The sequence below is a fragment of the Paenibacillus stellifer genome (assembly GCF_000758685.1).
Classification (GTDB): Bacteria; Bacillota; Bacilli; order Paenibacillales; family Paenibacillaceae; genus Paenibacillus_AQ; species Paenibacillus_AQ stellifer.
Genome location: NZ_CP009286.1, coordinates 2288272 through 2314316 on the forward strand (window position 1 = coordinate 2288272; position 26045 = coordinate 2314316).

The window sequence follows — 26045 nt, forward strand, 5'->3', positions numbered from 1 at the left end:
TTGATTATGCTCATTCATGCCGTTGATTGCAGAGGGGGGCTTCTATGTCCAAAGATTTATTTGAACAGATCTACTCCCGTTCCTCCAGCGGAATCGCCATGGTTTCCTTGAAGGAAGGACAGATGATACGCTGCAATCCGGCTTTGTGCCGAATGTTCGGTTATACCGAGGAAGAGTTGAAGAAGCTCGGCTACGCCGATCATATTCTTCCCGGCGAGGGCTTTCTTTCGGATCCGGCTGCCATTCTAGGCATACTGCTGAAGCAGCCCGGGGAAGAGATATATAAAGAGAAAAAATTTCTCCGCAAGGACGGCAGCCTGCTGTGGGTGGAGCTTCACCTGTTTGTCTTAAGGACGGACGAGGTTGAGGGGCCGGAATATATGATTGTGGAAATGACGGATGTTACCGACCGGAAGATCGCCGAGCAGAAGCTTCATGAGAACGAACAGTTCAACAGCCTGATCAGCCAGAACAGTCCGGATCTGATCTCCATCAGCGCGCTGGATGGGAAGCTGCTGTATGTGTCGCCTTCCATTCATCAGCTAATGGGCTTTACGGCGGAGGAGCTTATCGGCAAGAACCGCATCCAATTTTATCATCCTGACGACGTTGGCGTATTGAAAGGATTGTACGACAGCACACATCCTACCGATGTGTTCACCGGAAGAATCCGGCACAAGGATGGCTGTTATGTCTGGATCGAGAGCAGCATCAAGGTGATTACGAACGAAGCGGGCGAGCCGATGCAATATATGACCATCGCCCGGGATATATCGGAGCGCAAGAAATATGAGGACATGCTGGCAAAAGCGCAGCGCATGGCTCGCATGGGCTCCTGGGATTGGGACGCGGCGACCGGGAAGCTGACGGTGTCGGAGGAGCTTCGGCGCATCTTCTTCCCCGCGCAGGCAGGAACATCTCCTTCAACCCGGCAGGATATCGAATTGGAAGCCTTCCTGCCCGTCGTTGTGCCTGCCGACAGGGAGAGCTTCAGGAAGGCCATGTGTGACGCGACGGAGCGGGGCACTTCCGGCAATGTGCTGATCTGCATCGCGACGGAAGGCCAGCTTACGAATATCGACTGTCATTGGGAAGGGATAACTGACTCGGAGGGCAAGGTGCTGTCGGTCAGTGGAACGATGCAGGACGTGACGGAGAAATACCGGATGGAGGAGAAGCTGCGGATCAGCGAGCGGAATTATCGGCTGATCTCCGAGAATTCGCTGGACTTCATCGCCCGCAATGCGTTCGACGAGAAGGCGACCTATTTGTACGCTTCCTCGATCTGTCATACCATGTTTGGCTACTCGCCCGATGAAATGATTGGGACAGGGGGGCTGGACTATGTTCATCCCGACGACATCGACTATATCCGGGCTGTACTCGAAGACAGCAGAGATGGAAAAGGAGTTACAGCTGCACAGTGCCGTTTCCGGCGTAAAGACGGCACCTATATGTGGATCGAAACGACGGTTCGCAGCGTATACTCCGAGGACAGCGGAGAATGGGAGACCGTCGCCGTCTCCCGGGATGCCAGTGAGCGCAAGCAGTATGAAATGAAGCTGGAGGAGAGCCAGAACCGGTATAAATCTCTCTTCGAATTCAATCCGTCCGCCATCAGCGCGATGGATCTTCAGGGAAGAACGCTGTCCGTCAACGCCAGCCTTGAATATTTGACCGGCTACACCAGTTCCGAGCTGCTGATGACCCATTTCGCCGAAGTGATGGACCCGGAGGAGCTGGATCATGTGAACGAGCGGTTCCGCCGTGCAGTTGGAGGGATTGCCCAAACCTTTGAAAGCCGGATGGTCCATCGGGACGGGCAGAGGGTGGAGGTCAGCGTCATGTTCGTCCCGATTCTCGTTCATGGCGATGTGGCCGGGGTATTCGGTATAACTAGCGATATTACGGAGCATAAGAGCCACTTGCGGCAGATTGAGAAGCTCAGCTATGAACATGCGCTTATTCTCAACTCGGTGTCCGAAGGTATCTTCGGCATCGATCTGGAAGGGAACACCATATTCATCAATCCGTCTGCCTCCAGGATGCTGGGTTATGACGAAGGGGAATGGTCAGGGGATCGCCTGGAGGATTCCATCCAGCTGACGAGACTGATCGGTGACACATATGAAGGAGGCCAGCGATCTCTGGTCGCCGAGCTGTCGCAGAACGAGATGTACGAAGAACACGAAGGCATTCTTTGGAAGAGGGACGGCTCCAGCATTCTGGTCAAGTACCATATGACGCCTTTGTATGATGACGGGGTTAAGAAAGGCGCGGTCGTCGTCTTTAAGGATATTACGGAGGAGAAGGAAATCCGCCGTGCCAAGGAGTCGGCGGAGCGAGCCGACCGGGCCAAGTCTGAATTCCTGGCCATGGTAAGCCACGAGCTGCGGACGCCGATGAACGGGATTATCGGCATGTCGGATCTGCTAAAGGATACGAAACTTGACGATGAACAGCGCAGCTATGCCGATATCATCAGCCAGAGCGGTGAGGCGCTGCTGCATCTGCTGAACGAGGTGCTCGATTTCAGCAAGATCGAAGCGGGCAAGATGACGCTGGAACTGGGGGAAGTGAACCTGCGGACCCTTATGCAGAGCGTCAAGGATTTATTCTATCCGAAGGTGCTGGACAAGTCTCTTCAGCTTGAATTTGACATCGATCCCTTCCTTCCGGAGAAGCTGGTTACGGACGGGGCAAGACTTCGCCAGATTCTGGTCAATCTCGTGGGCAATGCGGTCAAATTCACGGATTCAGGCCGGATCGAGTTCCGGGTGAGACTGGGCTCTGTCCGCAGCACCAACCAGATGATCCTCCATTTCTCGGTTCAGGACACGGGAATCGGAATCCCGGTGAATAAGCAGGGGCTGTTGTTCCAGTCCTTCACCCAGCTGCATCCCTCCATTAACCGCAAGTACGGGGGTACGGGGCTAGGACTTGCCATCAGCAAGAAGCTTGCCGAGCTGCTGGGAGGCTCGATCGGCGTGGACAGTGTCGAAGGGCAAGGATCGACCTTCTGCTTCACAATTGAAGCCGCTCTCTCTGACGATTTGGCGGGGAATGATGAGAGTACCGTTCCTGATCCTATGGATGTCGGTACGGATGAACGGCTGTCTTCCGCCGCGAGCCCCGGCGCCATATCGATCCTGGTCGCGGAGGACCAGCCGGTCAACCGCCACCTGCTCGGAACATACCTAAGGAAGCGGGGGTACGAGGCGGATTTCGCCGAGAACGGCCTTCAGGCTGTAGAAGCGGCCGAGACGAAGGAATATGATTTGATCTTCATGGACATCCAAATGCCTGTTATGGACGGGCTGGAAGCAACGGCCCGCATCCGCCAGATACGGAACCGCCATCCGGCGATTATTGCCGTTACGGCGTTTGCGCGAAAGGATGACCGTGAGATGTGTCTGAATGCCGGCATGCAGGACTTCATCTCCAAGCCGATACATGGCGAGGAACTGGACCGGGTGCTGAGGCAGTGGGGTGCCGTTACCGGCAAATACTAGGCGGGCGGCTGTTCATGTATTTCGCTTCACCGAGGCTCTGCATTTATCAAGCAGCCAGGGATTCCGGCATAACCGGGGTCTCTGGCTGCTGTTCGTATATCAGGCAAAGGCGGCAGGTAAACACGCCGCTTCTGGCAGAAGGAATTTCAAGGGCTTGCAGGGAAATAAAGAAAGATTGGAATCCGAGAATGGCGCTTCCGAAATTATGACATCGAAAGGAGGCTAACTGTTGTCTTCATATTGGAATGACCGGTTTGCGAAGGAAGGCATGATATGGGGAACGGAACCGAGTCCGACGGCGAATATCGCCCGCGAGAGGTTCCATGAGCACGGCGTCAGACGGATATGGGTACCCGGAGCCGGTTACGGGCGCAATACAAGGGCTTTCTCCCGTGAATTCGAGGTCGAGGGTATGGAGCTTAGCGAAGCAGCCGTGGATATGGCGAAGCTGTGGGACCCTGGCAGCAGGATCAAGCTTGGATCGGTGCTGGACAGTCGTCCGGGCCGGTTATATGATGCGGTATTCTGCTATGATGTCCTGCATCTGTTCCTTGAACGCGATCGGCGGATTCTGATCTCGTCTGCGCTGGAGCAGCTCCGTCCCGGTGGACTCCTGTTCTTCACCTGCTTCTCGGACAACGACGTTCAGAACGGCCAGGGAATGGAGATGGAACCCGGAACCTTTGAGTATAAACAAGGCAAATATGCCCACTTCTTTTCCGAGAGCGATCTTCGGGACCATTTCCATGACACGGAAGTACTTGAAACCGGGGAGCTGCGCGAAGTGCTGACAAGCGGCCCTGACGGGGTTCACGAGTACTGCCTCCGGTTTATTCTGGCGAGAAAAACATAGCTTCACTGCTTCTATGACAGGTTCATGATTGATCCGTGGTGATGGAAGGGCAGTCTCTTCTGCCGGCATTTCCCACGCGAAAAAAGCTCTTCCCGTTATGAGGAAGAGCGTAGTTTCTCGGATCTCATTTGATTGAACTTGAACTGCAGTCCGCGAACAGAATGCTTCGCGGAATCCGGAAGAAAATCTCCGCTTTCTCCTGAAGCGCGGGAGCCGGCAGAACGCTGTGGTGAAGCCATTTGCGGAAGGTGCCGGGATGAACGCCGATCCAGCGGCTGGCATCCGTCACGGAAATATCATGCACCATGCACAGTCCGGTCAGAATGTCGCTCCGTCTAGGCTGTACGGCGGTCCGCTTCATATAGCGGGAAGGCGCAGGCTGGCACAGGATCGGGCTCTGCCGAAGCAGGGCTTCGTTGAACAGAACATGCTGCGGGTAGCCGAGATACCGGCATACCTTCTCGATATTGGTCTTTGAGGGAATACGGCTCTCGTATACCCAGGCGCTGACGCTCCGAGAGGAGACCGACAGTTCCTCCGCAAGCCGGGAGAGCTTGATGTCGCGGGCCATCAGGACAGCGAGAAGCACGCGGTTGCGGATTTGGCTTTTTTGGGGACGGCGAAATCTCTTGATTCGTACTCCCTTGCCGAGGTATTTCCGGTTGACAAGAGACCAGGCCTGTATCATGTAGGGCTCTGACTGATTTGTAGGCATAACATCCTCCGATTTCTGAGAGCAACGGGTGCCCCCGTTACAGGAGGCGCAAGCCGTTTCTTCTGATATTACAATATTTGTCCTTTTCAAGGCAATGGGTAACCCTATAGCGGCCTGCACATTCCTTTCAGAAAATGGAGGGTTATGATATATTTTTTATATAAATGTTCGTACCCATTATTGAAATAGGAAGGATTATGCCAAAATGATTAAACATATCGTGTTTTTCAAGCTGAAGGACGGTTCGGAGTCAAGTGTAGAGAAGACTGTGGCTGTGCTGCGCAATATGGATGGCAAAATCCCGCAGTTGATTTCGCTGGAAATCGGCGCCGATATTTTGCGAAGCGAGCGGTCCTTCGATATCGCCCTTACCGCGACGGTGGCCAATCTTGACGATCTGAACGCCTATCAGGTGCATCCGGCACATAAGGAAGTTATCGCTCACATTAATGAAGTCAAGGAAGTCTCGTATGCGGTCGATTACGAGCTCTAGTACGCGTTAACATTTTCCAAATCTCCATTTTAAAAAGACACCCGCCTATTCCCGGTATTTGCCAATGCTGGCATTGCGGTTGACACTATGGCCGAATCCCGGGGGTGTGGGCGCCGATATGAAAGGAGAACTCTTGGCATGTACTATGTCAATCGTGATCAAATCGAACGCATTCTTCAGGTGATTCCCGATATCACGGAGGGGCTGCGGCAGGCAGCTGCTTCCTGGGACGGCGGCATCATCTGGGGTCTCGTACAGGAGCGCTGTCTGCATCTTGCTATTGAAGTTGTAACCGACACCGGAAGCTGTCTGATCGACGGATTCATTATGCGCGACGCCGGCAGTTATGAAGATATCGTTACGATTATCCACGAAGAGTCGGTCTTTACGGACAAGGAGCTGTACGGACGTCTGCTCGAGCTTGTATCGTTAAGAAGACCGCTGGTACAGGACTATAGCAATTGGAACCGGGAAGCACTGCATCCCTTGACACCGCTGCTTCCGGAGCTGCTGACCGCTTTTGCCGAGGAGACGCGGGCTTATCTGAACCGGGAACTGGGAGCTGTACAACCGGTGCGATAGAAGAATCCGATTGTGGATCAAGACAGAGCATGCAATCACAGGGAGAGGAGGGAGCCCATGAAGAGGGGGCAGGAGAGCGGCACAACAAGGCGTACGATTATGACGCTTCTGAAGATGAAGGGGCCGCTGACCATTGGCGCGCTGGCCGAAGAGCTTGGCATTACCGAGATGGGCGTCAGACGTCATGTCCTGCAGCTGGAAAGTGAAGGACTTGCGCGCAACAAAGTCGTCCGTCAGCCGATGGGCCGCCCGATGCATATGTATTCGCTGACGGAGAGAGCGGACGATCATTTTCCGAAAAATTACCATAATCTGGCACTAGAATTGCTCCGGGAATTGGATCACAGCAGCGGGACGGAGGCAGTCAATGTTCTGTTTGAAGGCCGCCGCCGACGGCTGCATGCCCAGTACAGTCCCATGATGGAGCGGCGAAACCTCGAAGAACGGGTTGCCGAGCTGACCGCGATCCAGAATTCGGGCGGCTACATGGCCGAGTGGGAGAAATGGGAGGACGGCTCCTATTCGATGCGGGAATACAATTGTCCGATTCGCCAGGTGGCGTCCCAATACAGCAAAGCCTGCCAGTGCGAGCAGCATCTGTTCGAGGACTTGCTGGGAGCCAAAGTAACGCGAACCGAGTGCATGGCTGAAGGCAACCAATGCTGCAATTATACGATCAAGCCTAAAAATCAATCTGCAGAATAGCGGCTTCCGCGAAATATTTCTTGCCTTTACAGTCACGGGACGGACTGCCGATGCTTATGATAAATCAGGAACTAGGCATTCGCCCGCAAAGGAGAGATGAACGATGAAGAAGAACACGAAAAGCCTGCTGTGGGGTATCGCTGCAGGAAGCGTAATCGGCTCGGTGACCGCACTGCTCTTCGCACCCAAATCTGGCAAAGAGCTGCGTAAGGATATTTCGGATGGCGCAGTGGAGGCAAAGGATAAAGCGCAAGAGCTGATTCAGCAGGTGACGGATAAAGGTGCGGAATGGGCGGGAATCGTCAAAGAATCCGCTCAGACGATCGTACACGAGATTTCTGACTGGGGAAAATCAGTAGAAGCCGAAGATGAGAAAGTAACGGTCAGTTCGGCTGACGATGCTGCCAAGGAAGCGGCCGCCTCTCTGGAAATCACCGAGAACACGGCAGACACCACTTCCGTAGCCGATGAAGTAAGCGACAAGAACTGACCGGCCGAACCGGTCTTCATGCCCCAGGATAACCGGCCAGCCTGCACAGATGCCGCAGCCGGTTATCAGGGGCATTTCTGTCTCCTTCTGCTTCGCTCTTGAACTCCGGAAGCAAAAGGAGTATGATCTGCAATTGGGACAGGAAGCCCGGTACGCTTTGCTTCCGCCTTACATAAGCTATTTCAAAACATGACGAAGGAAGCGGTGTGCCCGTGCAGCAAGCAATTGCCATACTGGATTCAGGCGTGGGGGGACTTACAGTTGTCAAGGAAGTTATGAGGCAGCTCCCCCGCGAGAAAATCATTTACTACGGAGACACCGCGCGAGCCCCGTACGGTCCCCGCTCTTCCGGGGAAGTTAAAATGTTCACGGAGCAGATCGTTGATTATCTGCTGCAGTTCGATCCCAAAATGATTGTGATTGCCTGCAATACCGCGACAGCGGCCGCTCTTGACGATATAACCGCCAAAATGGACATTCCGGTCATCGGCGTCATTCACCCCGGCGCCCGGGCCGCGATCAGCGCAACCAAGACCGGCCGTGTCGGCGTCATCGGCACTGTCGGCACGATCAACAGCGGCGCATATACTACCGCGCTCAAGCAGCTGTCGCCATATATCGAGGTGGTCAGTCAGGCGTGTCCAGCGCTTGTCCCCCTCGTGGAGCAGGGAATGTTTCGCTCGGAGAAATGCGATCCCGCCGTTCGCGAATCGCTGAACGGCATCAAACATGAGCCTATCGATACGCTGATTCTCGGCTGCACGCATTATCCGTTTCTCGTCGAGCCGATCGGCCGGGCGATGGGAGCCGGCGTCAAGCTGATCAGCTCAGCCGATGAAACGGCCCGGGAGATCAGCACCATTCTGTATGACAAAGGGAAGCTGGCCCGTGGGGATGAGACTCCCGTGCACCAGTTCTTCTGCAGCGGCGATGCCGGCATTTTTCAAAGAATCGCGATGGACTGGCTGGGCGAGCAGATCAGACGCACTCCGGTTGTCTGGCAAGTATCTTCACTCGAGCCGAGTGATGTGTAACGAACTTATCCTTATATTCATTCTGGAACGGCCGGGCGGCGATAGCCCGGCCGTTCTTCTGCCGTCATGGAGGACAAGAGCAATCGCATACAATAGAGGAACAACTCCTGTATAACGGAGAGGATGAGTGAAATGCTTGAATATGTGGTGCGCAAGGGGGATACGGTGGCAAGGGTCGCCGCCGCTTTCGGAATAACGCCAGGTCATGTGATTCAGGGCAATCCCTGGGCGGCTGACCGGCCCTATCTGGTGCCGGGCCAGGTGCTGTTCCTTCCTTCGGTCCAGCGGCGGCGTTATACCCCCGGAGAGGGGGTGCGGGTCCGGGAGGTGGCGGAATGGTTCGGCGTCGAGCCGGAAGCGCTGCAGGTGCTGAATTCCGGCCTCCCGGCGGACGGATTCTGTGTTCCCGGACGCATGCTGGTCATCCCGGCGAGAAGACGGCCGAGGATTGTCGAGCTTAGAGGGGAATACGGGCCGAGGGAACTTGAAGAGGACATCGACCTGCTGACGGTCAAATATCCCTTCATTCATAGAGAGACGATTGGCAGCAGCGTGCTTGGCAGACCGCTCAATGTGCTTCGTCTAGGAACCGGCTCCCGCCATCTGCATGTCAATGCGGCCCTGCATGCCAATGAATGGCTGACCTCCCCATCCCTGCTGTCCTTCCTGGAGCAGTATGCGGCGGCATATGCCGAAGGACGGAACTGGCAGGGCCATGATGTGCGGCGCTGGCATGATGAATGGACGGTGTGGGCTGTTCCCATGGCCAATCCGGACGGGGTCGAGCTTGTTCAGGAGGGCGCTGGTCACTGGCATCCCCGCCGTCTGGAGCTGGAGGAATGGAACGGCGGCCGCCGCAGCTTCCGCCATTGGAAGGCCAATATCCGCGGAGTCGACCTCGGCGATCAGTTCCCCGCGTACTGGGAGGAGGAGCAGGCCCGCCGGGGAAGATCGGGGCCATCTCCGAGAGACTACGGCGGGCCTGCTCCGCTAAGCGAGCCTGAAGCTGCTGCTCTGGCAGAACTATGCTTCCGCACGCCCTTTGAGGCGGCGGTGTCTCTGCACAGCCAGGGGCAGGAGATCTACTGGAATTACCGGGGATTCGAGCCGCCGGAGAGCCGCTCCATGGCGGAAGCGATGGGCGCGGCCAGCGGCTACCGTGCGGTGTTCCTCGAGGGAAGCGACGCGGGCTTCAAGGATTGGTTCATCCAGGAATTCCGTAAGCCCGGATTTACGGTGGAGCTGGGATTTGGCAGAAATCCGCTGCCTCTGGAGGAATTTGAGGATATGACAACCGAGACGGGACAAATTTTGGCTTCGCTGTTATCCGGTTGATGCAAGCCTGATCGATGACAAGTCCGAATCAACGGAATTTGAAACATTTTGGCGTAAGACGCGTATTGTGAGAGGGGGAGCGGGAGTTCCCCTTCTTCAATAAATTACGGCTAAATCCTGTCCTGCCGGGAACCGGGAGGACAGGATGCGGAAGGAGAACCCATTTGAAACTGAAGAAATTGCTGTCGCTCAAGGGCTGGTCCAATGTGCTGCGCGGCACCTGGCGTTATGTGGCGTCTCCCCGGGTGGCGCTGTTGGACAAGCTGCTGTTCACGGTCCCGGTCGCCCTGTATTGGGTGCTGCCGGATGTCATGCCCTTTATGCCGATTGACGACATCGGGGTCTCGATGCTGCTGATGGCCTGGTTCGTCTCCAGAATGGACCGCAAATATCCGTCGCTTCGAAGCTGATCATTTTTTGGAGTTGCATTTTCAAGTGGAGTTCCTTTAAAATAAAGTACTGAGTATTTCAATACAGTTGTCAGGAGATGGACGGATCATGAATGTTAAAATTACCCGCAATGCGGCTAAAGTGATAAAGAAACAGATGGATCTCGAAGAGAACAAGGATTTGAAGCTCCGTGTGCTGATTACGCACGCCCATGGCGATCATGCCCATTATGGCCTGGATTTGGACACGCCCAAAGAGAACGACGAAGTGATCCCTACGGACAAGGACATCGACGTCATCATCGAGAAGAACCAGCCGCTGCTGGATGGAGTCAAGATCGATTATCTGTACTTCCCGCAGGAAGGCTTCGTCATTACGAATCCTTCGCAGGGTAATCACGGCGATCACTAATTCCAGTCTTCGCCGCTGCCGAGATCGTCCGACCGTCATAGAAAGGAATTACAATGGCTAACGATATCCGCATCTGCGACAAATGCAATTATATGAGCATCAAGAGTGTAGTCCCCAAGCTCCGCAAAATGGCTCCGGACGCCGAGATCCAAATCGGCTGCAAGTCTTATTGCGGTCCCTGCGGCAAGCGTGCATTCATCTACATCAACGGGCGCTATATCAGCGCACCGACTGAGGATGAAGTTCTGAAGAAAGTGGAGCCGTTCATCAAGCAGCCCGCTGTGAAGAATTAAGATTGTAAGGCAAATTCAGGTTTCTGACTGGCCCAATTCCGGCCGTTACCTGCGGTATAGATTCCGCGGTGACGGCCGTTTTGCATATATTCGCTGTCAGGCCGCCGCCGGAATGAGGAGGTAATGCAAGAAATGACTTGCGGTACCCGTGTTTCGGGTAATCATAGGAACATGGTATAATGTCGGTGCTGACCATGCGTTCGGGTGCGCATCGTATACATAGAAGGAGGGACCCTACATGAAAGGTTTAACGGATACGATCCTGCTGAATAATGGCGTGGCTATGCCCCGCTTTGGACTTGGAACCTATAAGGCGTCGGGCGATGAAGTGGAACGTGCGGTTGAGGCCGCGCTGGAAATAGGTTATCGAAGCATTGATACGGCATCCCTGTACGGAAATGAAACTCAGGTCGGACGGGCAGTCCGGAGTTCGGGCATCCACAGAGACGAGCTGTTCATCACGACGAAGGTCTGGAACGAAGATCAGGGCTATGACAAGACACTGACTGCTTTTGAACGAAGCCGGGCGGCGCTTGGTCTGGAAGTGGTCGATCTGTATATGATCCACTGGCCTGGCGTAACGAAATACAAGGACACCTGGCGTGCGCTGGAGCGGCTGCTTCAAGAAGGCAGTGTTCGGGCGATCGGTGTCAGCAACTTTCAGATTCATCATCTGGAGGCGCTCATGCAGGTAAGCGATACAGTTCCCGCTGTCAATCAGGTCGAACTGCATCCCCGCCTCAGACAGCGCCAGCTGCATGATTTCTGCCTGCTCAACAATATCCAGATTGAGGCATGGTCTCCGCTGATGCGAGGGGGGCTGGAGGAACTGGTCGAGCTTAAGCCGATCGCGGACAAATACGGCAAATCCCCGGCTCAGGTCATTCTGCGCTGGCAGCTGCAATCCGATATTGTGACGATTCCCAAATCCGTCACTCCTTCCCGGATCAAGGAGAACAGCGAAATCTTTGATTTTGAGCTGCTTCCCGAAGAAATAGAGATCCTTGATTCCATGGACAAGGGAATCCGCACCGGTACCCATCCGGACGACCTGCTGTTCTAGGATTGCAGCGCGGACCCCGCTCCATCCGGTTCAAGGGACATGTCCGATTTTCGCGAACATACCCGATACTCGCTAACATTAAACAGGCAGACCGCGCTGAATGCGGTCTGCCTGTTACTTTGCGGGAGAAATGCTATAGTCCTTTTCTCCCGGGGCTTATCGTGCTGAAGCGGGCGGGCAAGGCTGAACTTTGCGCTGTTCCTTTTTCCCTGGGAGGCAGCGGGCCGAGATACTGATATAACTGGCATTCGATCCGGCCGTTATACAGCTTCCGCCGCTTGTCCGCCTTCCGTCCGAAGTAATGCTCGAACTGCTTGGCCGGACTCAGTGCGAAGAAGGACCAGGTCGGCAGCTGGGCCATCATCATGCCGAACTGCCGGATCAGCTTCTCGACCTCTTCCTTGTCGCTGAGCCGCTCGCCGTAAGGCGGATTCGTAATGATGCAGCCGTATTCACCTTCCGGCTTCGCCTTGGCGGCCGGCAGGACGGAGAAAGCGATCTCGCCGGACAGGCCCGCGCTCTTGGCGGCGGCCCTGGCGACTTCGATCGCCTTCGGATCGATGTCGCTGCCCGCAAGCTGCAGTGGAAGATCGTCCTTCACGGCGTCGAAGGCCTCTTCCCGGGCCTGTGTCCAGGCTTCCTCCGGGATGGCGGGCCAATGCTCGGACGGGAACGACCGCCGCAGGCCCGGCGCGATATTCCAGGCCATCATGGCGGCCTCGATCAGGAACGTCCCCGAGCCGCAGCAGGGGTCGTAGAGGGGGCGGCTGCCATTCCAGCGGCTCAGCTGCAGCATGGCTGCGGCCATTGTCTCCTTCAACGGAGCCTCGGTAACGAGCTTGCGGTAGCCCCGCTTGTGCAGCGCGGGTCCCGTCGTGTCCAGCGTGATCAGTGCGATATCGTTCAGCAGCGTCATTTCAATAACATAACGAGGACCGTTCTCGGGGAACCAATCGGTGTGGTACTTCATCTTTAGCTTCTCGACAACGGCTTTCTTCACGATGCCTTGCGCGGCGGGAACGCTGGTGAGCTTGGATTTATGCGAACGTCCCTCCACGGGGAATTCGCCGTGTTCCGGAATCCAGTCCTGCCAAGGCAGTGCCTTGACACCCTCGAACAGTTCGTCGAAGGTAGCGGCCGCAAATTGGCCCATCTTGACCAGCACCCGGTCCGAGGTGCGCAGCCACAGATTGCAGCGGCAAATATCGATATAATCCCCGCTAAAGAGGACACGGCCGTTCTCGGTGACCGTCTCGTAGCCAAGCTCGTTCAGTTCGCGGGCGACAACAGCCTCCAGACCCATCGGGGCGGTGGCGATCAACTGCAGTTTGCTCAAAAGAATCTCAACTCCATTGCTTGTGAATAGTTGGTTAATGCCTTTACAATTTAAAAGTAATCATGGGCCGGCGATTTCCGGCGTTTCCGTCAATTTCCGGCTCTCTTAGTATAGGCGAAGGCAAGGGACATCACAACGTTCATTAAATGAAGCAGGTCGAATGTGACGGAATGTGGCGAGATGGAAATCAGAGCACCGCGCCGAGAGCTGTGTGCGCTTATGAACAAGGCGGAACATCGAGCCATGCATACAAACCGTAATTAAAGGAGAAGACGCATCATGCTGAATCAGGATGAATATCAAAGACAGGAGCATTACAGCGAGCAGCTGTATGAGGAGGATGAGCTGCTGCTTAAGGTCAAGGAAGCGATTCGGGAGAGCGGAATGCCGGAGGTGTCCGTGGCGCCGGGCTACGGCCGGCTGCTGAGCATGCTCGTTGCGCTCTCCCGCGCGGAGGCGGTTCTTGAAATCGGAGCGCTGGGCGGATACAGCGGAATCTGTCTGGCTCGTGGGCTGTCATCAGCCGGAACACTGACTACTCTTGAGCTGAAGACGGAATATGCGGAGATGGCGTACCGGCATCTCAAGCTAGCCGGCTTCGGGGATAAGGTGGAGTACCGTGTCGGGCCGGCCATGGAGAGCCTGGCCGAACTGGAGCGGGAAGGCCGGACCTTCGATTTCTTCTTCATCGATGCCGACAAGGAGAACTATCCAAATTACCTGGAATACGCCATCAGACTGGCCCGCCCCGGAGCGGTGATCGCGGGTGACAATGTGTTTCTGCGGGGACGTACGCTGAATCCCGAGAAGAACGGGCCGGCCGTGCAGGCGATGAGACGCTTTAATGAAACCATCGCCGGCGACAGCCGTCTGACCAGCACGATGCTGCCCGCTTATGACGGGCTTGTTCTGGCTGTCGTGAAATAGCGGCAGCACGAAGGAAGCGCATGGCCCGGCAGTCTTTTCTTGCTGGATAGCAGCCCGGTCAAGCGTCAAGTCAAATTTTACAGGAGATATCCTACAGCCCCGTTTAGACGAACGGGGCTTGTTCCGTCTTGCCTTTTTAACGGAACAGACGAAGCGGTGTGGCATCATACAATTTGAACCGGACCCAGACGGTGTTGATCAGCAGCATTGCGCCGGATACGATGAACAGCCCCTCGATTCCGATATATCCGGCCAGAAAGCCGCCGATCAGGGAGCCGGTCATGTTGCCAAGCGCCAGCGTGCTGCTGTTGAACCCGAAGGCCCGGCTCTCCTTGCCGTCCGGGGTATAGGAGCGGATCAGCGCATTGACGCTCGGGAGCAGTCCGCCCATGAACACCCCCATCAGGAAGCGCACGAGAATCAGCTGCCAGACGGTTCCGACGAAAGCCTGGGGGATCAGGAACAGAGAAGCTCCGATCAGGGCATAGGTCAGTATCCGGTGAGCGCCGACCCTGTCGCTGAGCTTGCCGAGCACCGGTGAGGCGATCATATTCGATATCCCCGTTACCGCGCTGACGACCCCGGCCCAGAATGCAATATTGACGGCCGTTCCGTGCAGCTTCTCCACATAGAGCGGAAGCAGGGCCATCGGGCTGATCATGGCAAATTGAATCAGGAAGGTCACGGTAAACAGGGCCGGAAGCTGGGGCACTTTCACGAGATCCTTAAGCCCATCCATGGTGGATACCTGCGGCTTGTGCGCAGCCTCCTCACGGTCGAAATTCTCCCGCACGAGAAAGAGCGCAAGCAGGGAGGCTAAGAAGAGCAGCGCGCCAATGACATAGAAAATCGGACGGAAGCCGATCCAGTCCGCCAGCGCTCCTCCGATCAGCGGTCCGAGAATCGTTCCGGCTACGGAGCCCGACTGCATCAGTCCCATGGCGAAGCCCATGCGCTTCTTCGGCGTCGTTCCGGAGACCAGCGAGATGGAGGCGGGGTTAAAGCCCGAAATCGTACCGTTGAGAAGCCGGAGTAGCAGAAGCTGCCAAGGCGTCTGGGCGAAGCCCATGAGCGTGATGACGATAGCCATGCCGAAGCCGGAGCGGAGCAGCATGATTTTGCGGCCGTATTTGTCCGATAGGGAGCCCCAAAGCGGCTGGAACAGGAAGGATGTCATAAAATTGGCCGAAAAAATAATCCCCGCCCAGACACCGACCGCATCTCCCGTCACACCCAGATCCTGCGCCAGATACAAGGACAGGAACGGGGTAATCATCGTCATGCCGGCGTTGACCAGAAATTGCCCGAACCAAAGCACATAGAGATTGATCTGCCAGGTTTCCCATGATTTGCGTTTGTTCAATGTGCTTGTTTCACTTCCTTTCAAAATTCAAAGAGTTCACGAAGGCGACATTCCCATAGTATACCATAGTTTGACATGGAACCTGCGAAAGCCCCCGGTTAATGTCATGGTTTTGTCATGGCTTGTCAGGTGTGACTATTGTTACAGCCTTTGAAAAAGGGCATAATATACTTTGAGAAAATTTTTACTAAATCATATGGAGATTCGATTATGACCTATAACGATACTTTTATCCGCGCCTGCAAGAAGCAGGAGACGGACTATGTCCCCGTATGGTACATGCGGCAGGCGGGCCGCTACGACCCGGAATACCGCAAGATCAAAGAGAAATACTCGCTTCTTGAAATATGCCGCCAGCCCGAGCTTGCAGCAAGGGTCACCTTGATGCCGGTTCACAAGTTGGGTGTAGATGCCGCGATTCTGTACTCGGACATCATGAATCCGGTCGCGTCCCTCGGCGTGAAGTTCGATATTGTCAAAAATACCGGACCGGTCATCGAGCAGCCGATCCGCAGCGCGGCGGACGTGGAACGGCTCAAGCCGATTGATGTCGAGGGCGATCTCGGCCATATTCTGGAGACGATCCGGATTCTGGACCGGGAGCTGGATGTTCCGCTGATCACGTTCGCCGGCGCTCCTTTTACAATCGCCAGCTATCTGATCGAAGGACGGCCGTCCAAGAGCTATTTCCGGACCAAAGAGCTGATGTATACACAGCCCAAGGTGTGGCATATGCTGATGGACAAGCTCGGCGATATGGTGATCGCTTACCTGAAGGCTCACATCGCCAATGGGGGCAAAGCCTTCCAGTTGTTCGACAGCTGGGTCGGAGCGCTTGCGCCGCAGGATTTCGAAACATTTGTGCTGCCGACGATCACCCGTATTTTTGCCGAATTGAGTCATTTGGATGTACCGAAGATTTATTTCCCCGGCGTCAGTTCCGGCGAGCTTCTGCCGGCGCTTAGCGGGCTTCAGGCTGATGTGATCGGCCTGGACTGGCGGGTATCCCTGACGGAAGGGCGCCGCAGAACGGGCGGCGGATTCGCCGTGCAGGGCAATCTGGACCCGTACATTCTTACCGCGCCGATGGACCTGATCAAGGAGCGTGCGAAGGCGCTGATCGACGAGGGGATTACCGAACCGGGCTATATTTTCAATCTGGGACATGGGCTGTTCCCCGAGGCTTCGCTGGACGTTCTTCGGGAGCTGACGGATTATATCCATGAATATTCGCGGGCCGCGCTGGCCGGACGTGCTCCCCTATAACCGGTTCGGACCGGGCTGACTGCTGAAAAGAATACTGCTGATATACAAAAATTGCATGAGGTGATTCAAGGTGACAACCCAAATCGGCGTTCTCGTGATGTCCTATGGCACTCCAGAAAGTCTGGACGGTGTCGAAGCCTACTATACGCATATCCGGCGGGGCAACCCGCCTTCGCCCGAGCAGCTTAAGGAATTGAAGGACCGGTACGAAGCCATTGTCGGCGGCGTGTTTCCGCTGAGGGAGAACACGGACCGCCAGGTGGAGGCGCTCCAGGAAGCGCTGAATAAGGATAACAGGGACCCTGAAGTGGAGTATGTCTGCTTCCAGGGGCTTAAGCATGCCCATCCATTTATCGAGGACGGCGTTCAAGCCATGGCGGATCAGGGCATTACGCGGTCGGTGGGAGTCGTGCTCGCGCCGCATTATTCAGCCATGAGCGTCGGCGGCTACATCAAGCGCGCCAAGGAGAAGGCGGAGAGTATGGGTATTGAGATGGCTTTTGTCGAAAGCTATCATCTCCACCCGAAGCTGATCGAGGTGCTCGCCAATCGCCTCTCCCGGCGTCTGGACGAGTTCGAGGAAGCAGGAGCGAATCGTGATGAGGTCCGGGTGCTGTTCAGCGCGCACAGCCTTCCGGAGCGGATTCTTGCCACGGGCGATCCGTACCGCGACCAGCTGCTGGAGACGTCGCAGGCAATTGCGGACAAGACAGGTGTGAAGAGCTGGCAGTTCACCTGGCAGAGCGCAGGCAGAACGGCCGAGCCGTGGCTCGGGCCGGATATTCTCGACACACTTCGCGAGCTGAGCAAGGAACAGGTCAAATACGTGCTCTCCGCGCCCATCGGCTTCGTATCCGATCATCTGGAGGTGCTGTACGACCTCGATATCGAGGCGCAGAACATTGCAGCTGAGCTCGACATGCGGCTGATGCGCATCGAGTCGCTGAACAGCGATCCGGGCTATATGGAAGTTCTGAGCGATGTTGTCAGAAGCAAGGCGGATCAATGGAAGGCGGACCGTTCATGAGCGGGGGAAAGAGCCGCAAGGTCGTGATCATAGGAGGCGGACTCAGCGGACTTAGCGCCGCCTTCTATGTCCGCAAGTTCTACAAGGAGGCCGGCGTACAGCCGGTCATCACGATTCTGGAGAAGGAGCGGACGCTCGGAGGCAAGATCGAGACTCTGCACAAAGAGGGCTTCGTCATCGAGAAAGGGCCGGACTCCTATCTGGCCCGCAAGTCGGAAATGACCGACCTCGCCAAAGAGCTGGAGCTCGACCATGATCTGGTCACGACGAATCCGAACGCGAAAAAGACCTATATCCTGCAGCGGGGCAAGCTGCACCCGATGCCGGCCGGGCTTGTTCTCGGCATTCCGACGGAGCTTCGGCCGTTCCTGTCCAGCGGACTGGTCTCCTTCTCCGGTAAAATGCGGGCCTTGATGGATTACGTGCTTCCGGCCCGCAGATCGGAGGAGGATGAATCGCTGGGCGACCTCATTGAGCGGCGGCTTGGCACGGAAGTGCTGGAGAACATGACGGAGCCGCTTCTTGCGGGCATCTATGCCGGTGACATGCGCAAGATCAGCCTGCAGTCCACCTTTCCGCAGTTCGGCGAGATCGAGCGGCAGTACGGCAGTCTGATCCGCGGCATGAGAACGGGCAGAAAGCCGCAGGAGACGCATACCGGCACGAAGAAAAGCGCGTTTCTGACGTTCCGCCAGGGTCTGCAGAGCCTGGTCCACGCTTTGATCCACGAGCTGCATGATGTGGACTTAAGGACGCAGGCGCCTGTATTTGCGATCCATGACCGGGTGGCCGAAACCGCCGTCTACGCTCCGGGCAGCGAAGCCCGTTCGCGTTATGAGGTAGAGCTGGAAGGCGGAGAGCTTCTGTCTGCCGACGAGATCTACATAACGGTGCCGAACTTCGCAGCGGCGGAGCTGCTTCGCCCGCATGTCAATGTGGCGGCGCTCGAAGCCGTCAATTATGTGTCGGTTGCCAATGTAGTGATGGCATTCTCCGGCAAGGAGATGGACGGCAACTTCGATGGCTCGGGCTTCCTAGTTCCCCGAAAGGAGAACCGGAACATTACGGCCTGTACATGGACTTCGGCCAAATGGCTGCACACAAGCCCCGAAGGCAATGTGCTGCTCCGCTGCTATGTCGGCCGGTCGGGGGACGAGCAGAATGCGATGCTGCCGGATGAGGCGCTCGAGGAGCTCGTCCGCAAGGATCTGCGCGAGGTGATGGGCGTTACGGCGAAGCCGCTGTTCACGGAAATCACGCGGCTGCCGAAGTCGATGCCGCAGTATCCGGTCGGACATCCGGGGAACATCGCCGGGCTGCGGCAGGATCTGGCTGCCCTGCTGCCGGGCGTGCATGTGTTCGGAGCCGGCTATGACGGCATCGGCATGCCGGACTGCATCAAATATGCCAAGCTGACGGCGAAGGCGGCGGCGGAGAATCTGTGAAGTGAGTCTGAACGGCTGCCTTAAGGCCGCACTATGTCTGTGAATCTATCAAACTCTCATTAGAGTTCGTCATATGCTGTACCTTTGTGAAGTTACCTGTATGAAGAGCCGGCCCGGCTGAACGGGCCGGCTCTTTGCCATGCCCGGGCGGGGGATTCTACTTAATAGATTGTGATATAATGGAACGAGTTTAGCAGGAAAAGGAGCTCTAATTATTATGTATTCCCCCAGATCCAGCAAAAAAAGAAGCAAAACAACACGCAAGCAGCGCCGCAGCCGGATATGGTCCTGGATCAATATCAGCCTCATGGTGCTGATCACGATTCTGTTGATCTATTATTTCTACAGCGGGAATGCCCGGGTCGACGGCGCGCCGCCCGACTCCGGCGCGCAAGAGACGCCCGCGGCGGCTGTCAGCCCGCCGCCGCAGGCGTCCCCGGCGGCGTCCGCCATCGCCGCCGCTCCGTCGCCGTCTCCGAAGGCGACGGCGAAACCATCCCCGGCCGCCGCTTCGCCTGCGGCCGCCCCTTCAGCGGAGGCTTCGCCCTCCGCTGCACCGCCTGCGTCCGCCGATCAGGCGGCGGACGCAACCGCGTCTGAGGCGAGTCCGTCACCTGCGGACACGCCTCAGACGCCAGCCGATGCGGGCGAAGCCCCCGCTTCGGCTGACGCTGCGCCGCCGGACGAAGGCTCCGGCGGCGTTGGAGAGATCGCCGGGCTGCCGGCCGGCGAGAAGGGCGCCGTCACGATCAGCTTCGCCGGTGACGTCATGTTCGCCGGCAAGGTCGGCGAACTGCTGGGCAAGCAGGGCTACGGCTATCCGTACGGCGCCTTGAATGGTCTCTTCCAGCGCGACGATCTGTCGATCGTCAATCTGGAGACGCCGGTGACGACACGGGGCACAGCGGCGAACAAGACGTATGTGTACCAGTCCTCGCCCCAGGCGCTGGGTCCGCTTAAGGCGGCGGGTATTGACGCCGTCAATCTGGCGAACAATCATACGCTCGACAAGGGCGAGCAGGGGCTGCTGGACACTTTGAACAACCTGAACAAGGCCGGCATTCCTTATGTCGGCGCCGGAAAAAACGCCTCCGAAGCCTACTCGGCACAGTATTTCAAGCGTAACGGGGTTATGATTGCGCTTCTCGGTTTCACACGGGTGATGCCGGAAGCAAGCTGGGCGGCAGGCAAGAGCAAGCCGGGCGTCGCGTCGGCTTACTCGCTGGATGCAGCGGTTCAGGCCATTGCCGCCGCCAAGAAGAAAGCGGACATCGTCGCGGTTGTCGTGCACTGGGGCCAGGAACGCGTGGACAATTACAGCGAGCTGCAGCAGTCGATGGGCCATATCTTCATCGATGCGGGGGCCGATCTGGTCATCGGCGGGCATCCGCATGTGCTTCAGGGCATTGAACCTTACAAGGGCAAATGGATTGCCTATAGTACGGGCAATTTCATTTTTACCCGTTCAGCAACGAAGACAACCTGGGAAAGCGCGGTGTTCCAGGCGAAATGCACGACCACAGGCCAATGCTCCATGAAGCTCGTTCCGGTGGACGCCGAGCTGGGACGGCCTGTGCCAATGAATGCGACCAGCAGTCAGGCGCTGCTGAAACGCATGGAATCACTGTCTGTGGGAAGGGTAAAGATCAGTAAAGACGGCATGGTAACGGAGGCCGGAAGGTAACGGGTGCCGGAGGATAACTGATGCTGGAATGCGCAAGCAACGGGCGCGGGCAGGCCGCTTGAGCCTATGAGACAATGGCCGGGCCTTTTGTCTTCTGCGCACCGGAGCTGCCATCCTTCCGACCTGCCACCAAGGCGCAGGCGGAATGCATCCGTAAGAGAGGCTGCCACCATCCAGACGGGAGGGCTTCGAGATGAACCAAAATTTATGCGTTGCCCATCGGGGATTCTCCGGCAGAGCGCCGGAGAACACGCTGGCAGCCATCCACAAGGCAATGGAGCTGCCCTTCGTGACCTGGATGGAGATCGACGTCCAACTGACCAAGGACGGGATTCCCGTCGTCATTCACGACTATACGCTGGACCGCACCACGAACGGGCACGGCAAAGTAAAGGATATGATCTACAGCCACATCCGGCGGCTCGACGCCGGGTCCTGGAAGAGCCGGGATTTCCGCGGCGAACGCATCCCTGCACTTGAGGAAGTGCTGGAGCTGTGCCGGGGGAGGCTGAAGCTCAACATCGAGCTGAAAAATGCGGGGAATCTGTATCCCGGCATCGAACGCAAAGTGTCGGAAATGCTGGCTGCCTGCGGGATGAAGGATGAGGTGGTGCTGACTTCGTTCGATACCGGCACGCTTGACCGGATCGGAGAAGCGGACCCGTCCGTACAGAGAGGACTTATCTTTGATTCCAGATGGGGCGATCCGGCGGGCCGTGTACGGGCGCTTGGCTGTACTTTTTTGTCCATCAGCTTCTCCCGTCTGACGCCTGGTCTTGCCCGGTTCCTGTCCGGACGCGGAGTCGGCATTATGGCTTGGACGGTCAATAAAGCAAAAGAGATGCGTCGCCTGGCGGACATGCATTCTGATATAATGATTTGTACGAACCGTCCGGATGTTTGGGGCGAGACGTTCTTGGAAGCTTGAAGCATAACCAAATACCGACGGAAAGAGAGCTGAATGTTCATGTGTGCTGCTGTAAACAACCTGTACTGTGTGGGAAGAAATTATAAGCTTCATGCGGAGGAGCTTGGCAACAAAGTGCCGACCGAACCGCTTATTTTCATGAAACCCTCCCATGCGGCCGTACCTCTCGACAAAGAAACCATTCAGCTGCCCAAGACTTCCGGACAAGTCCATTACGAAGGCGAGCTGGTCATCCGGATCGCTCGCGATTACAAGCCGGGCATAACCGTAGCCGAGCTGGTGGATGCCATGGCGCTTGGCCTGGACTTTACGCTGCGGGATATCCATAACGACCTTCAGAAGAAGGGTCTTCCCTGGACTCCGGCCAAGGGCTTCCGAAACGCGGCGCCTCTTACTCCGTTCATCGATTTTCCTTCATTGGATGATCTGGAAGCGACTGATTTCACCGTGATCAAGAACGGCGAGGAAGTGCAGCGCGGGAACGTCAAGAACATGATTTTTTCACTGCAGACTATTGTGGATTTCGTCGGTACCCGCTATGGACTGGGCAAAGGCGATGTTATCTTCACCGGCACACCTGCTGGCGTAGGGCCAACGGTTGCGGGAGATTCTTTTGAGCTGTATTGGGGCGACCGGCTGATGGGCACATGCCTGATCGGCTGACAGCTCTTTAATGGATCTGAAAGTGAGTTGACGACATGCTGTGGATCATCGGCCTGCTTGGCGCTTTGGTGGTAGCCGGAGCGGCTTATCTGAAAGGCTCATTGAGCTTGTCCGGAATGATTGCCGCCATTCTTATGGGCACGATTTATTTCGGGGCAGGCAGCGCCTTCTGGTTCGGCATCCTGCTGCTGTTCTTCATCTCCTCCAGCCTGCTGTCAAAGCTTAAGACGGACCGCAAGGAGGAACTGGAACGGGATTACGCGAAGACCGGCCGGCGTGATGCTGGCCAGGTATTCGCGAACGGCGGACTCGGCATGCTGTTCGTGCTGCTGCACGCGGTCGCGCCGCAGCCGGTCTGGCAGTGGCTGTTCGTCGGCGTGATGGCGACCGTGACGGCGGATACTTGGGCGACGGAATGCGGGACCCTCAGCGCGAAGCCGCCCCGGTCGGTTCTGACCGGCAAGGTGCTGCCGACAGGCGCGTCCGGAGGCGTGTCGCTGCCGGGTACGCTGGCAGCCGCGGCAGGCGGGCTGATGATCGGTGCCGCCTCCTGGCTTCTCGGAATCTGGTCCGGCTTGGAGAACGGGAGCTTGATCGTTTGGACTGCTGCCGGGCTTGTCGGCGGATTGGTCGGCGCTTTCACCGATTCATTCCTCGGCGCGACAGTCCAGAAGATGAACCGCTGCACCGTATGTGGCCGCGAGGTGGAGAACTCCGCGCATTGCGGGCAGGCAACGGTTCATGCCAGAGGCTGGCGCTGGATGAGCAACGATGCCGTGAACGCGCTTAGCTCCCTTGCTGGCGGCGCCGCCGCTCTGTTGATCGGCGGCCTGTTCTGAGCAGGGGGCTTTTTATTTTGTAATTTCAATGTTTTGCTGGCGAGGAGGTGAGCCGCTCTGAGAAAAATATCCGATCAAAAGCATGCGGCGATTCTGGATGCGGCATATGAAGTGTTTGGAACCGAAGGGTTCCATGACGCGAAGATATCTCAGGTGGCCGAGCTCGCGGGAATCGCCAAGGGCACGGTTTATCTGTATTTTTCGAGCAAGGAAGAGCTGTTCATGGCCGTGACCCGCAGGGACTGCGACGAATTTTTGAACGGGCTGCGGGAGCGGCTGGGCGGTCGGCGGGATCTGGCCGGATGTCTGTCACTGATTGCGGCCCATCATCTGATGTATTATTATGAACGAAAGCGCCATACGAAGCTCTTCTTCCGGACTCCGGGCAGCAGCCCGGAACTGATGGAGTACATGGCTTCCTTCATCAAAGCCTATATGGAAGTTGTGATGGAGGTGCTAAAGGAGGCCGGGACGGATGACCCGCAGCTGACGGCCCAGGCTTATATCGGCTCGCTGGACAGGCTGAAGATGGATATTTTGCTGGAGCCGACCTTCACGGAAGACGATGTGGTCAAGCGGGCAGAGTTCGCAGCTGGTCTGTTCCTTCGGGGAGCTGGCGGCGGTACGGGCAATGCGTCGTCCGGTGAGGGTGAGAATGGCGCCGGACAGGGACCGGAGTCCCCAATTTATGGCACGGAAGGCGAGAAATCATCATGAATATAATGACCGTTGAACATCTGGTCAAGAGCTACGGAGAGAAAGTACTGTTTGACGACGCGTCGTTCGGGATGGATGACCGCGACAAGATCGGAGTGATCGGCGTCAACGGGACAGGCAAGTCGACGCTGCTGCGGATCATTGCCGGAGCCGAGACAGCCGACGCGGGGCAGATTGCCATCGGCAACGATGTCCGCGTCCAGTATCTGGCGCAGAATCCACCTTTCAATCCCGATTATACCGTGCTGCAGCAAGTGTTCGCAGAAGACAATCCGGAGCTTGAAGTAATGAGACGGTATATGGAGACTTCGGCCCTGCTGGAGGCCGATCCGGGCAATGCCAAGCTGGAGCAGGAGCTGGTGCGCCGCAGCCAGGAGATTGATGCGGCAGGCGTCTGGCACCTCGAGAGCGAAGCGAAGAGCGTCCTCTCCAAGCTTGGAATTCAGCGCTTTGACGAGAAGATGGGCGCGCTATCCGGCGGACAGCGCAAGCGTGTCGCGCTTGCAGCGGCGCTGATCACACCGTCGGAGCTGCTGATTCTTGACGAGCCTACCAACCATATCGACACGGCCTCCGTCGCCTGGCTGGAGCAGTATTTGCAGAAGCGGCGCGGTGCACTGCTGATGGTTACCCATGACCGCTATTTTCTGGAGCGGGTCGCCGGGGTTATGCTGGAGCTGGATCAGGGGCGTGTATTCCGCTATGAGGCGAATTATTCCCGCTTCCTGGAGCTCAAGGCTGAACGCGAGGAGAGGGAGGCGGCATCGGAGCAGAAGCGCCGCAATCTGCTGCGCAGCGAGCTTGCCTGGATTCGGCGGGGCGCGAAGGCGCGTTCTACGAAGCAGAAGGCGCGAATCGAGCGCTTCGAGAATTTGAAGGAGCAGACGGGCGTTTCGCCTACGGGCCAGTTGGAAATCTCTGCGGCATCAACCCGGCTGGGCCGGAAAATTCTGGAGCTGGATCATCTGGCCAAGTCGCTGGGCAGCCGGACTTTGATCCCGGACTTAAGCTACATCGCGGTTCCTCGGGACCGCGTCGGTATCGTCGGCCCGAATGGCAGCGGCAAATCGACGCTCTTGAACCTGATCGCCGGAAGACTTCAGCCGGACAGCGGGGAGGTCGTTCTGGGGCCGACCGTCAAGCTCGGCTATTTCACGCAGGAGCATCAGGAGATGGATGATACCCTCCGGGTGATCGAGTACATCAAGGAGGAAGCAGAGGTCGTGAAGACCGCCGACGGGTCCTCTATTACGGCGGCCCAGATGCTGGAACGCTTCCTGTTCCCTCCCGCCATGCAGTGGACGCCGATTTCCCGCCTGTCGGGCGGCGAGAAGCGGCGGCTCTACCTGCTTCGTGTGCTGATGGGGGCGCCCAATGTGCTGCTGCTGGACGAGCCGACCAATGATCTCGATATCGGCACGCTGGCTATTCTGGAAGACTACCTGGATGAATTTCCAGGTGTCGTGCTGACCGTTTCGCATGACCGGTTCTTCCTCGACCGGACGGTGGACAAGATCATTGCCTTTGAAGACGGAAGCATCCGGGTGCATGTCGGCGACTACAGCGAGTATGAGGAATGGGTTGTGGCCAATGTACCGGCCCGGAGCGCTGCTCCTGCGGGCAAGAGTGTTCCGGCCGCGCAGAGCGGAGGAGTCCAGGCTTCAGGAACAACGGGAGACGGGGAGACGAAGGCTCCCGCCGCGCCTGCGAAGGAGAAGCTGAAATTCTCGTTCAATGAGCAGCGGGAGTACGATGAGATCGACAGTCTCGTCGAGAAGGCGGAGGCGCGGCTTGTTTCCATCGCGGCTCAGATGGAGGCCGCTTTTGCAGATTCCGCCAAGCTTCAGGAGCTTATGCAGGAGCAGCAGGCTGCGGAGGCGGAGCTGGAGCGGCTGATGGACCGCTGGACCTACCTGAATGAGCTGGCGGAACGAATTGCCGCAAGCAAATCCTAGCTGGCCCTGCCGGAAGGGA

The 26045-nt window shown here is 56.9% G+C and carries 25 protein-coding genes; 22 read left to right on the top strand and 3 right to left on the bottom strand.

Annotation, left to right across the window (positions count from 1 at the left end; all coding sequences use genetic code 11):
- Positions 1-44: 44 nt before the first annotated feature.
- On the top strand, positions 45-3512 hold the full coding sequence (locus tag PSTEL_RS10300) for a PAS domain-containing hybrid sensor histidine kinase/response regulator (RefSeq protein ID WP_038695075.1): 3468 nt from the start codon (positions 45-47) through the stop codon (positions 3510-3512).
- A gap of 229 nt (positions 3513-3741) precedes the next feature.
- Positions 3742-4365: a class I SAM-dependent methyltransferase gene (locus tag PSTEL_RS10310; protein ID WP_038695078.1), complete on the top strand. Its 624-nt coding sequence runs from the start codon at positions 3742-3744 to the stop codon at positions 4363-4365.
- A gap of 124 nt (positions 4366-4489) precedes the next feature.
- Here the strand turns inward: PSTEL_RS10310 and PSTEL_RS10315 are convergent, their stop codons facing one another.
- Entirely contained in the window at positions 4490-5080 is a 591-nt protein-coding gene (locus tag PSTEL_RS10315; RefSeq protein ID WP_038695080.1) for a helix-turn-helix domain-containing protein, read from the bottom strand.
- A gap of 205 nt (positions 5081-5285) precedes the next feature.
- Between PSTEL_RS10315 and PSTEL_RS10320 the strand changes: the two genes are divergently transcribed.
- The 10 genes from PSTEL_RS10320 to PSTEL_RS10365 all read left to right on the top strand — a co-directional run bounded on the left by PSTEL_RS10320 (position 5286) and on the right by PSTEL_RS10365 (position 11876).
- Positions 5286-5573, top strand: a complete 288-nt coding sequence (locus PSTEL_RS10320) for a Dabb family protein (RefSeq protein WP_038695081.1) — start codon at positions 5286-5288, stop codon at positions 5571-5573.
- Positions 5574-5711: 138 nt separating this feature from the next.
- Positions 5712-6155: a DUF86 domain-containing protein gene (locus tag PSTEL_RS10325; RefSeq protein WP_038695083.1), complete on the top strand. Its 444-nt coding sequence runs from the start codon at positions 5712-5714 to the stop codon at positions 6153-6155.
- Between the two features lie 57 nt (positions 6156-6212).
- Positions 6213-6860 (top strand): helix-turn-helix transcriptional regulator, encoded by a 648-nt coding sequence (locus PSTEL_RS10330; protein ID WP_038695085.1) that lies wholly within the window; start codon positions 6213-6215, stop codon positions 6858-6860.
- Between the two features lie 103 nt (positions 6861-6963).
- On the top strand, positions 6964-7350 hold the full coding sequence (locus PSTEL_RS10335) for a YtxH domain-containing protein (protein ID WP_052098349.1): 387 nt from the start codon (positions 6964-6966) through the stop codon (positions 7348-7350).
- Between the two features lie 212 nt (positions 7351-7562).
- On the top strand, positions 7563-8384 hold the full coding sequence (gene racE / locus PSTEL_RS10340; RefSeq protein WP_038695087.1) for a glutamate racemase: 822 nt from the start codon (positions 7563-7565) through the stop codon (positions 8382-8384).
- A 132-nt stretch (positions 8385-8516) separates the two neighbouring features.
- Entirely contained in the window at positions 8517-9719 is a 1203-nt protein-coding gene (locus tag PSTEL_RS10345) for a M14 family zinc carboxypeptidase (RefSeq protein WP_038695089.1), read from the top strand.
- A 164-nt stretch (positions 9720-9883) separates the two neighbouring features.
- Positions 9884-10129: a hypothetical protein gene (locus PSTEL_RS10350; protein WP_038695091.1), complete on the top strand. Its 246-nt coding sequence runs from the start codon at positions 9884-9886 to the stop codon at positions 10127-10129.
- Positions 10130-10217: 88 nt separating this feature from the next.
- Positions 10218-10520 carry a HesB/IscA family protein gene (locus PSTEL_RS10355; RefSeq protein ID WP_038695093.1) on the top strand — a complete coding sequence of 101 codons (303 nt, stop codon included), beginning with the start codon at positions 10218-10220 and terminating at the stop codon, positions 10518-10520.
- A 53-nt stretch (positions 10521-10573) separates the two neighbouring features.
- Entirely contained in the window at positions 10574-10813 is a 240-nt protein-coding gene (locus PSTEL_RS10360; protein ID WP_038695095.1) for a YuzB family protein, read from the top strand.
- Positions 10814-11051: 238 nt separating this feature from the next.
- The gene (locus PSTEL_RS10365) at positions 11052-11876 is read left to right on the top strand and encodes an aldo/keto reductase (protein ID WP_038695097.1); all 825 of its coding nucleotides are present in this window, start codon (positions 11052-11054) and stop codon (positions 11874-11876) included.
- Between the two features lie 133 nt (positions 11877-12009).
- Here PSTEL_RS10365 and PSTEL_RS10370 read toward each other — a convergent pair whose 3' ends face one another.
- Positions 12010-13212: a THUMP domain-containing class I SAM-dependent RNA methyltransferase gene (locus tag PSTEL_RS10370; RefSeq protein ID WP_052098350.1), complete on the bottom strand. Its 1203-nt coding sequence runs from the start codon at positions 13210-13212 to the stop codon at positions 12010-12012.
- Positions 13213-13491: 279 nt separating this feature from the next.
- Here PSTEL_RS10370 and PSTEL_RS10375 point away from each other — a divergent pair, with 279 nt between their 5' ends.
- On the top strand, positions 13492-14139 hold the full coding sequence (locus tag PSTEL_RS10375; RefSeq protein ID WP_038695099.1) for an O-methyltransferase: 648 nt from the start codon (positions 13492-13494) through the stop codon (positions 14137-14139).
- Between the two features lie 136 nt (positions 14140-14275).
- On the opposite strand, the gene PSTEL_RS10380 is transcribed toward PSTEL_RS10375, so the two are convergent.
- A complete protein-coding gene (locus tag PSTEL_RS10380) occupies positions 14276-15502 on the bottom strand; it encodes an MFS transporter (protein ID WP_038695101.1) in 1227 nt (408 codons plus the stop codon).
- 210 nt (positions 15503-15712) lie between these two features.
- Here PSTEL_RS10380 and hemE point away from each other — a divergent pair, with 210 nt between their 5' ends.
- From hemE to PSTEL_RS10425, 9 genes are all read left to right on the top strand, one after another.
- On the top strand, positions 15713-16768 hold the full coding sequence (gene hemE / locus PSTEL_RS10385) for a uroporphyrinogen decarboxylase (protein WP_038695103.1): 1056 nt from the start codon (positions 15713-15715) through the stop codon (positions 16766-16768).
- Between the two features lie 70 nt (positions 16769-16838).
- Positions 16839-17795 carry a ferrochelatase gene (hemH, locus tag PSTEL_RS10390; RefSeq protein WP_038695105.1) on the top strand — a complete coding sequence of 319 codons (957 nt, stop codon included), beginning with the start codon at positions 16839-16841 and terminating at the stop codon, positions 17793-17795.
- Entirely contained in the window at positions 17792-19240 is a 1449-nt protein-coding gene (hemG, locus tag PSTEL_RS10395) for a protoporphyrinogen oxidase (protein ID WP_038695107.1), read from the top strand. Before hemH ends, hemG begins: the two co-directional genes overlap by 4 nt.
- Positions 19241-19457: 217 nt before the next feature.
- On the top strand, positions 19458-20924 hold the full coding sequence (locus tag PSTEL_RS10400) for a CapA family protein (RefSeq protein WP_038695109.1): 1467 nt from the start codon (positions 19458-19460) through the stop codon (positions 20922-20924).
- A gap of 193 nt (positions 20925-21117) precedes the next feature.
- Positions 21118-21852 (top strand): glycerophosphodiester phosphodiesterase, encoded by a 735-nt coding sequence (locus tag PSTEL_RS10405; protein ID WP_038695111.1) that lies wholly within the window; start codon positions 21118-21120, stop codon positions 21850-21852.
- Positions 21853-21891: 39 nt separating this feature from the next.
- Positions 21892-22515 carry a fumarylacetoacetate hydrolase family protein gene (locus tag PSTEL_RS10410; protein ID WP_038700606.1) on the top strand — a complete coding sequence of 208 codons (624 nt, stop codon included), beginning with the start codon at positions 21892-21894 and terminating at the stop codon, positions 22513-22515.
- Positions 22516-22550: 35 nt separating this feature from the next.
- Positions 22551-23354, top strand: a complete 804-nt coding sequence (locus tag PSTEL_RS10415) for a DUF92 domain-containing protein (RefSeq protein WP_038695113.1) — start codon at positions 22551-22553, stop codon at positions 23352-23354.
- Between the two features lie 93 nt (positions 23355-23447).
- Positions 23448-24071 carry a TetR/AcrR family transcriptional regulator gene (locus PSTEL_RS10420; RefSeq protein WP_342666578.1) on the top strand — a complete coding sequence of 208 codons (624 nt, stop codon included), beginning with the start codon at positions 23448-23450 and terminating at the stop codon, positions 24069-24071.
- Positions 24068-26026: an ABC-F family ATP-binding cassette domain-containing protein gene (locus tag PSTEL_RS10425; RefSeq protein ID WP_038695115.1), complete on the top strand. Its 1959-nt coding sequence runs from the start codon at positions 24068-24070 to the stop codon at positions 26024-26026. The genes PSTEL_RS10420 and PSTEL_RS10425 overlap by 4 nt, the downstream gene beginning before the upstream one ends.
- Positions 26027-26045 lie beyond the last annotated feature (19 nt).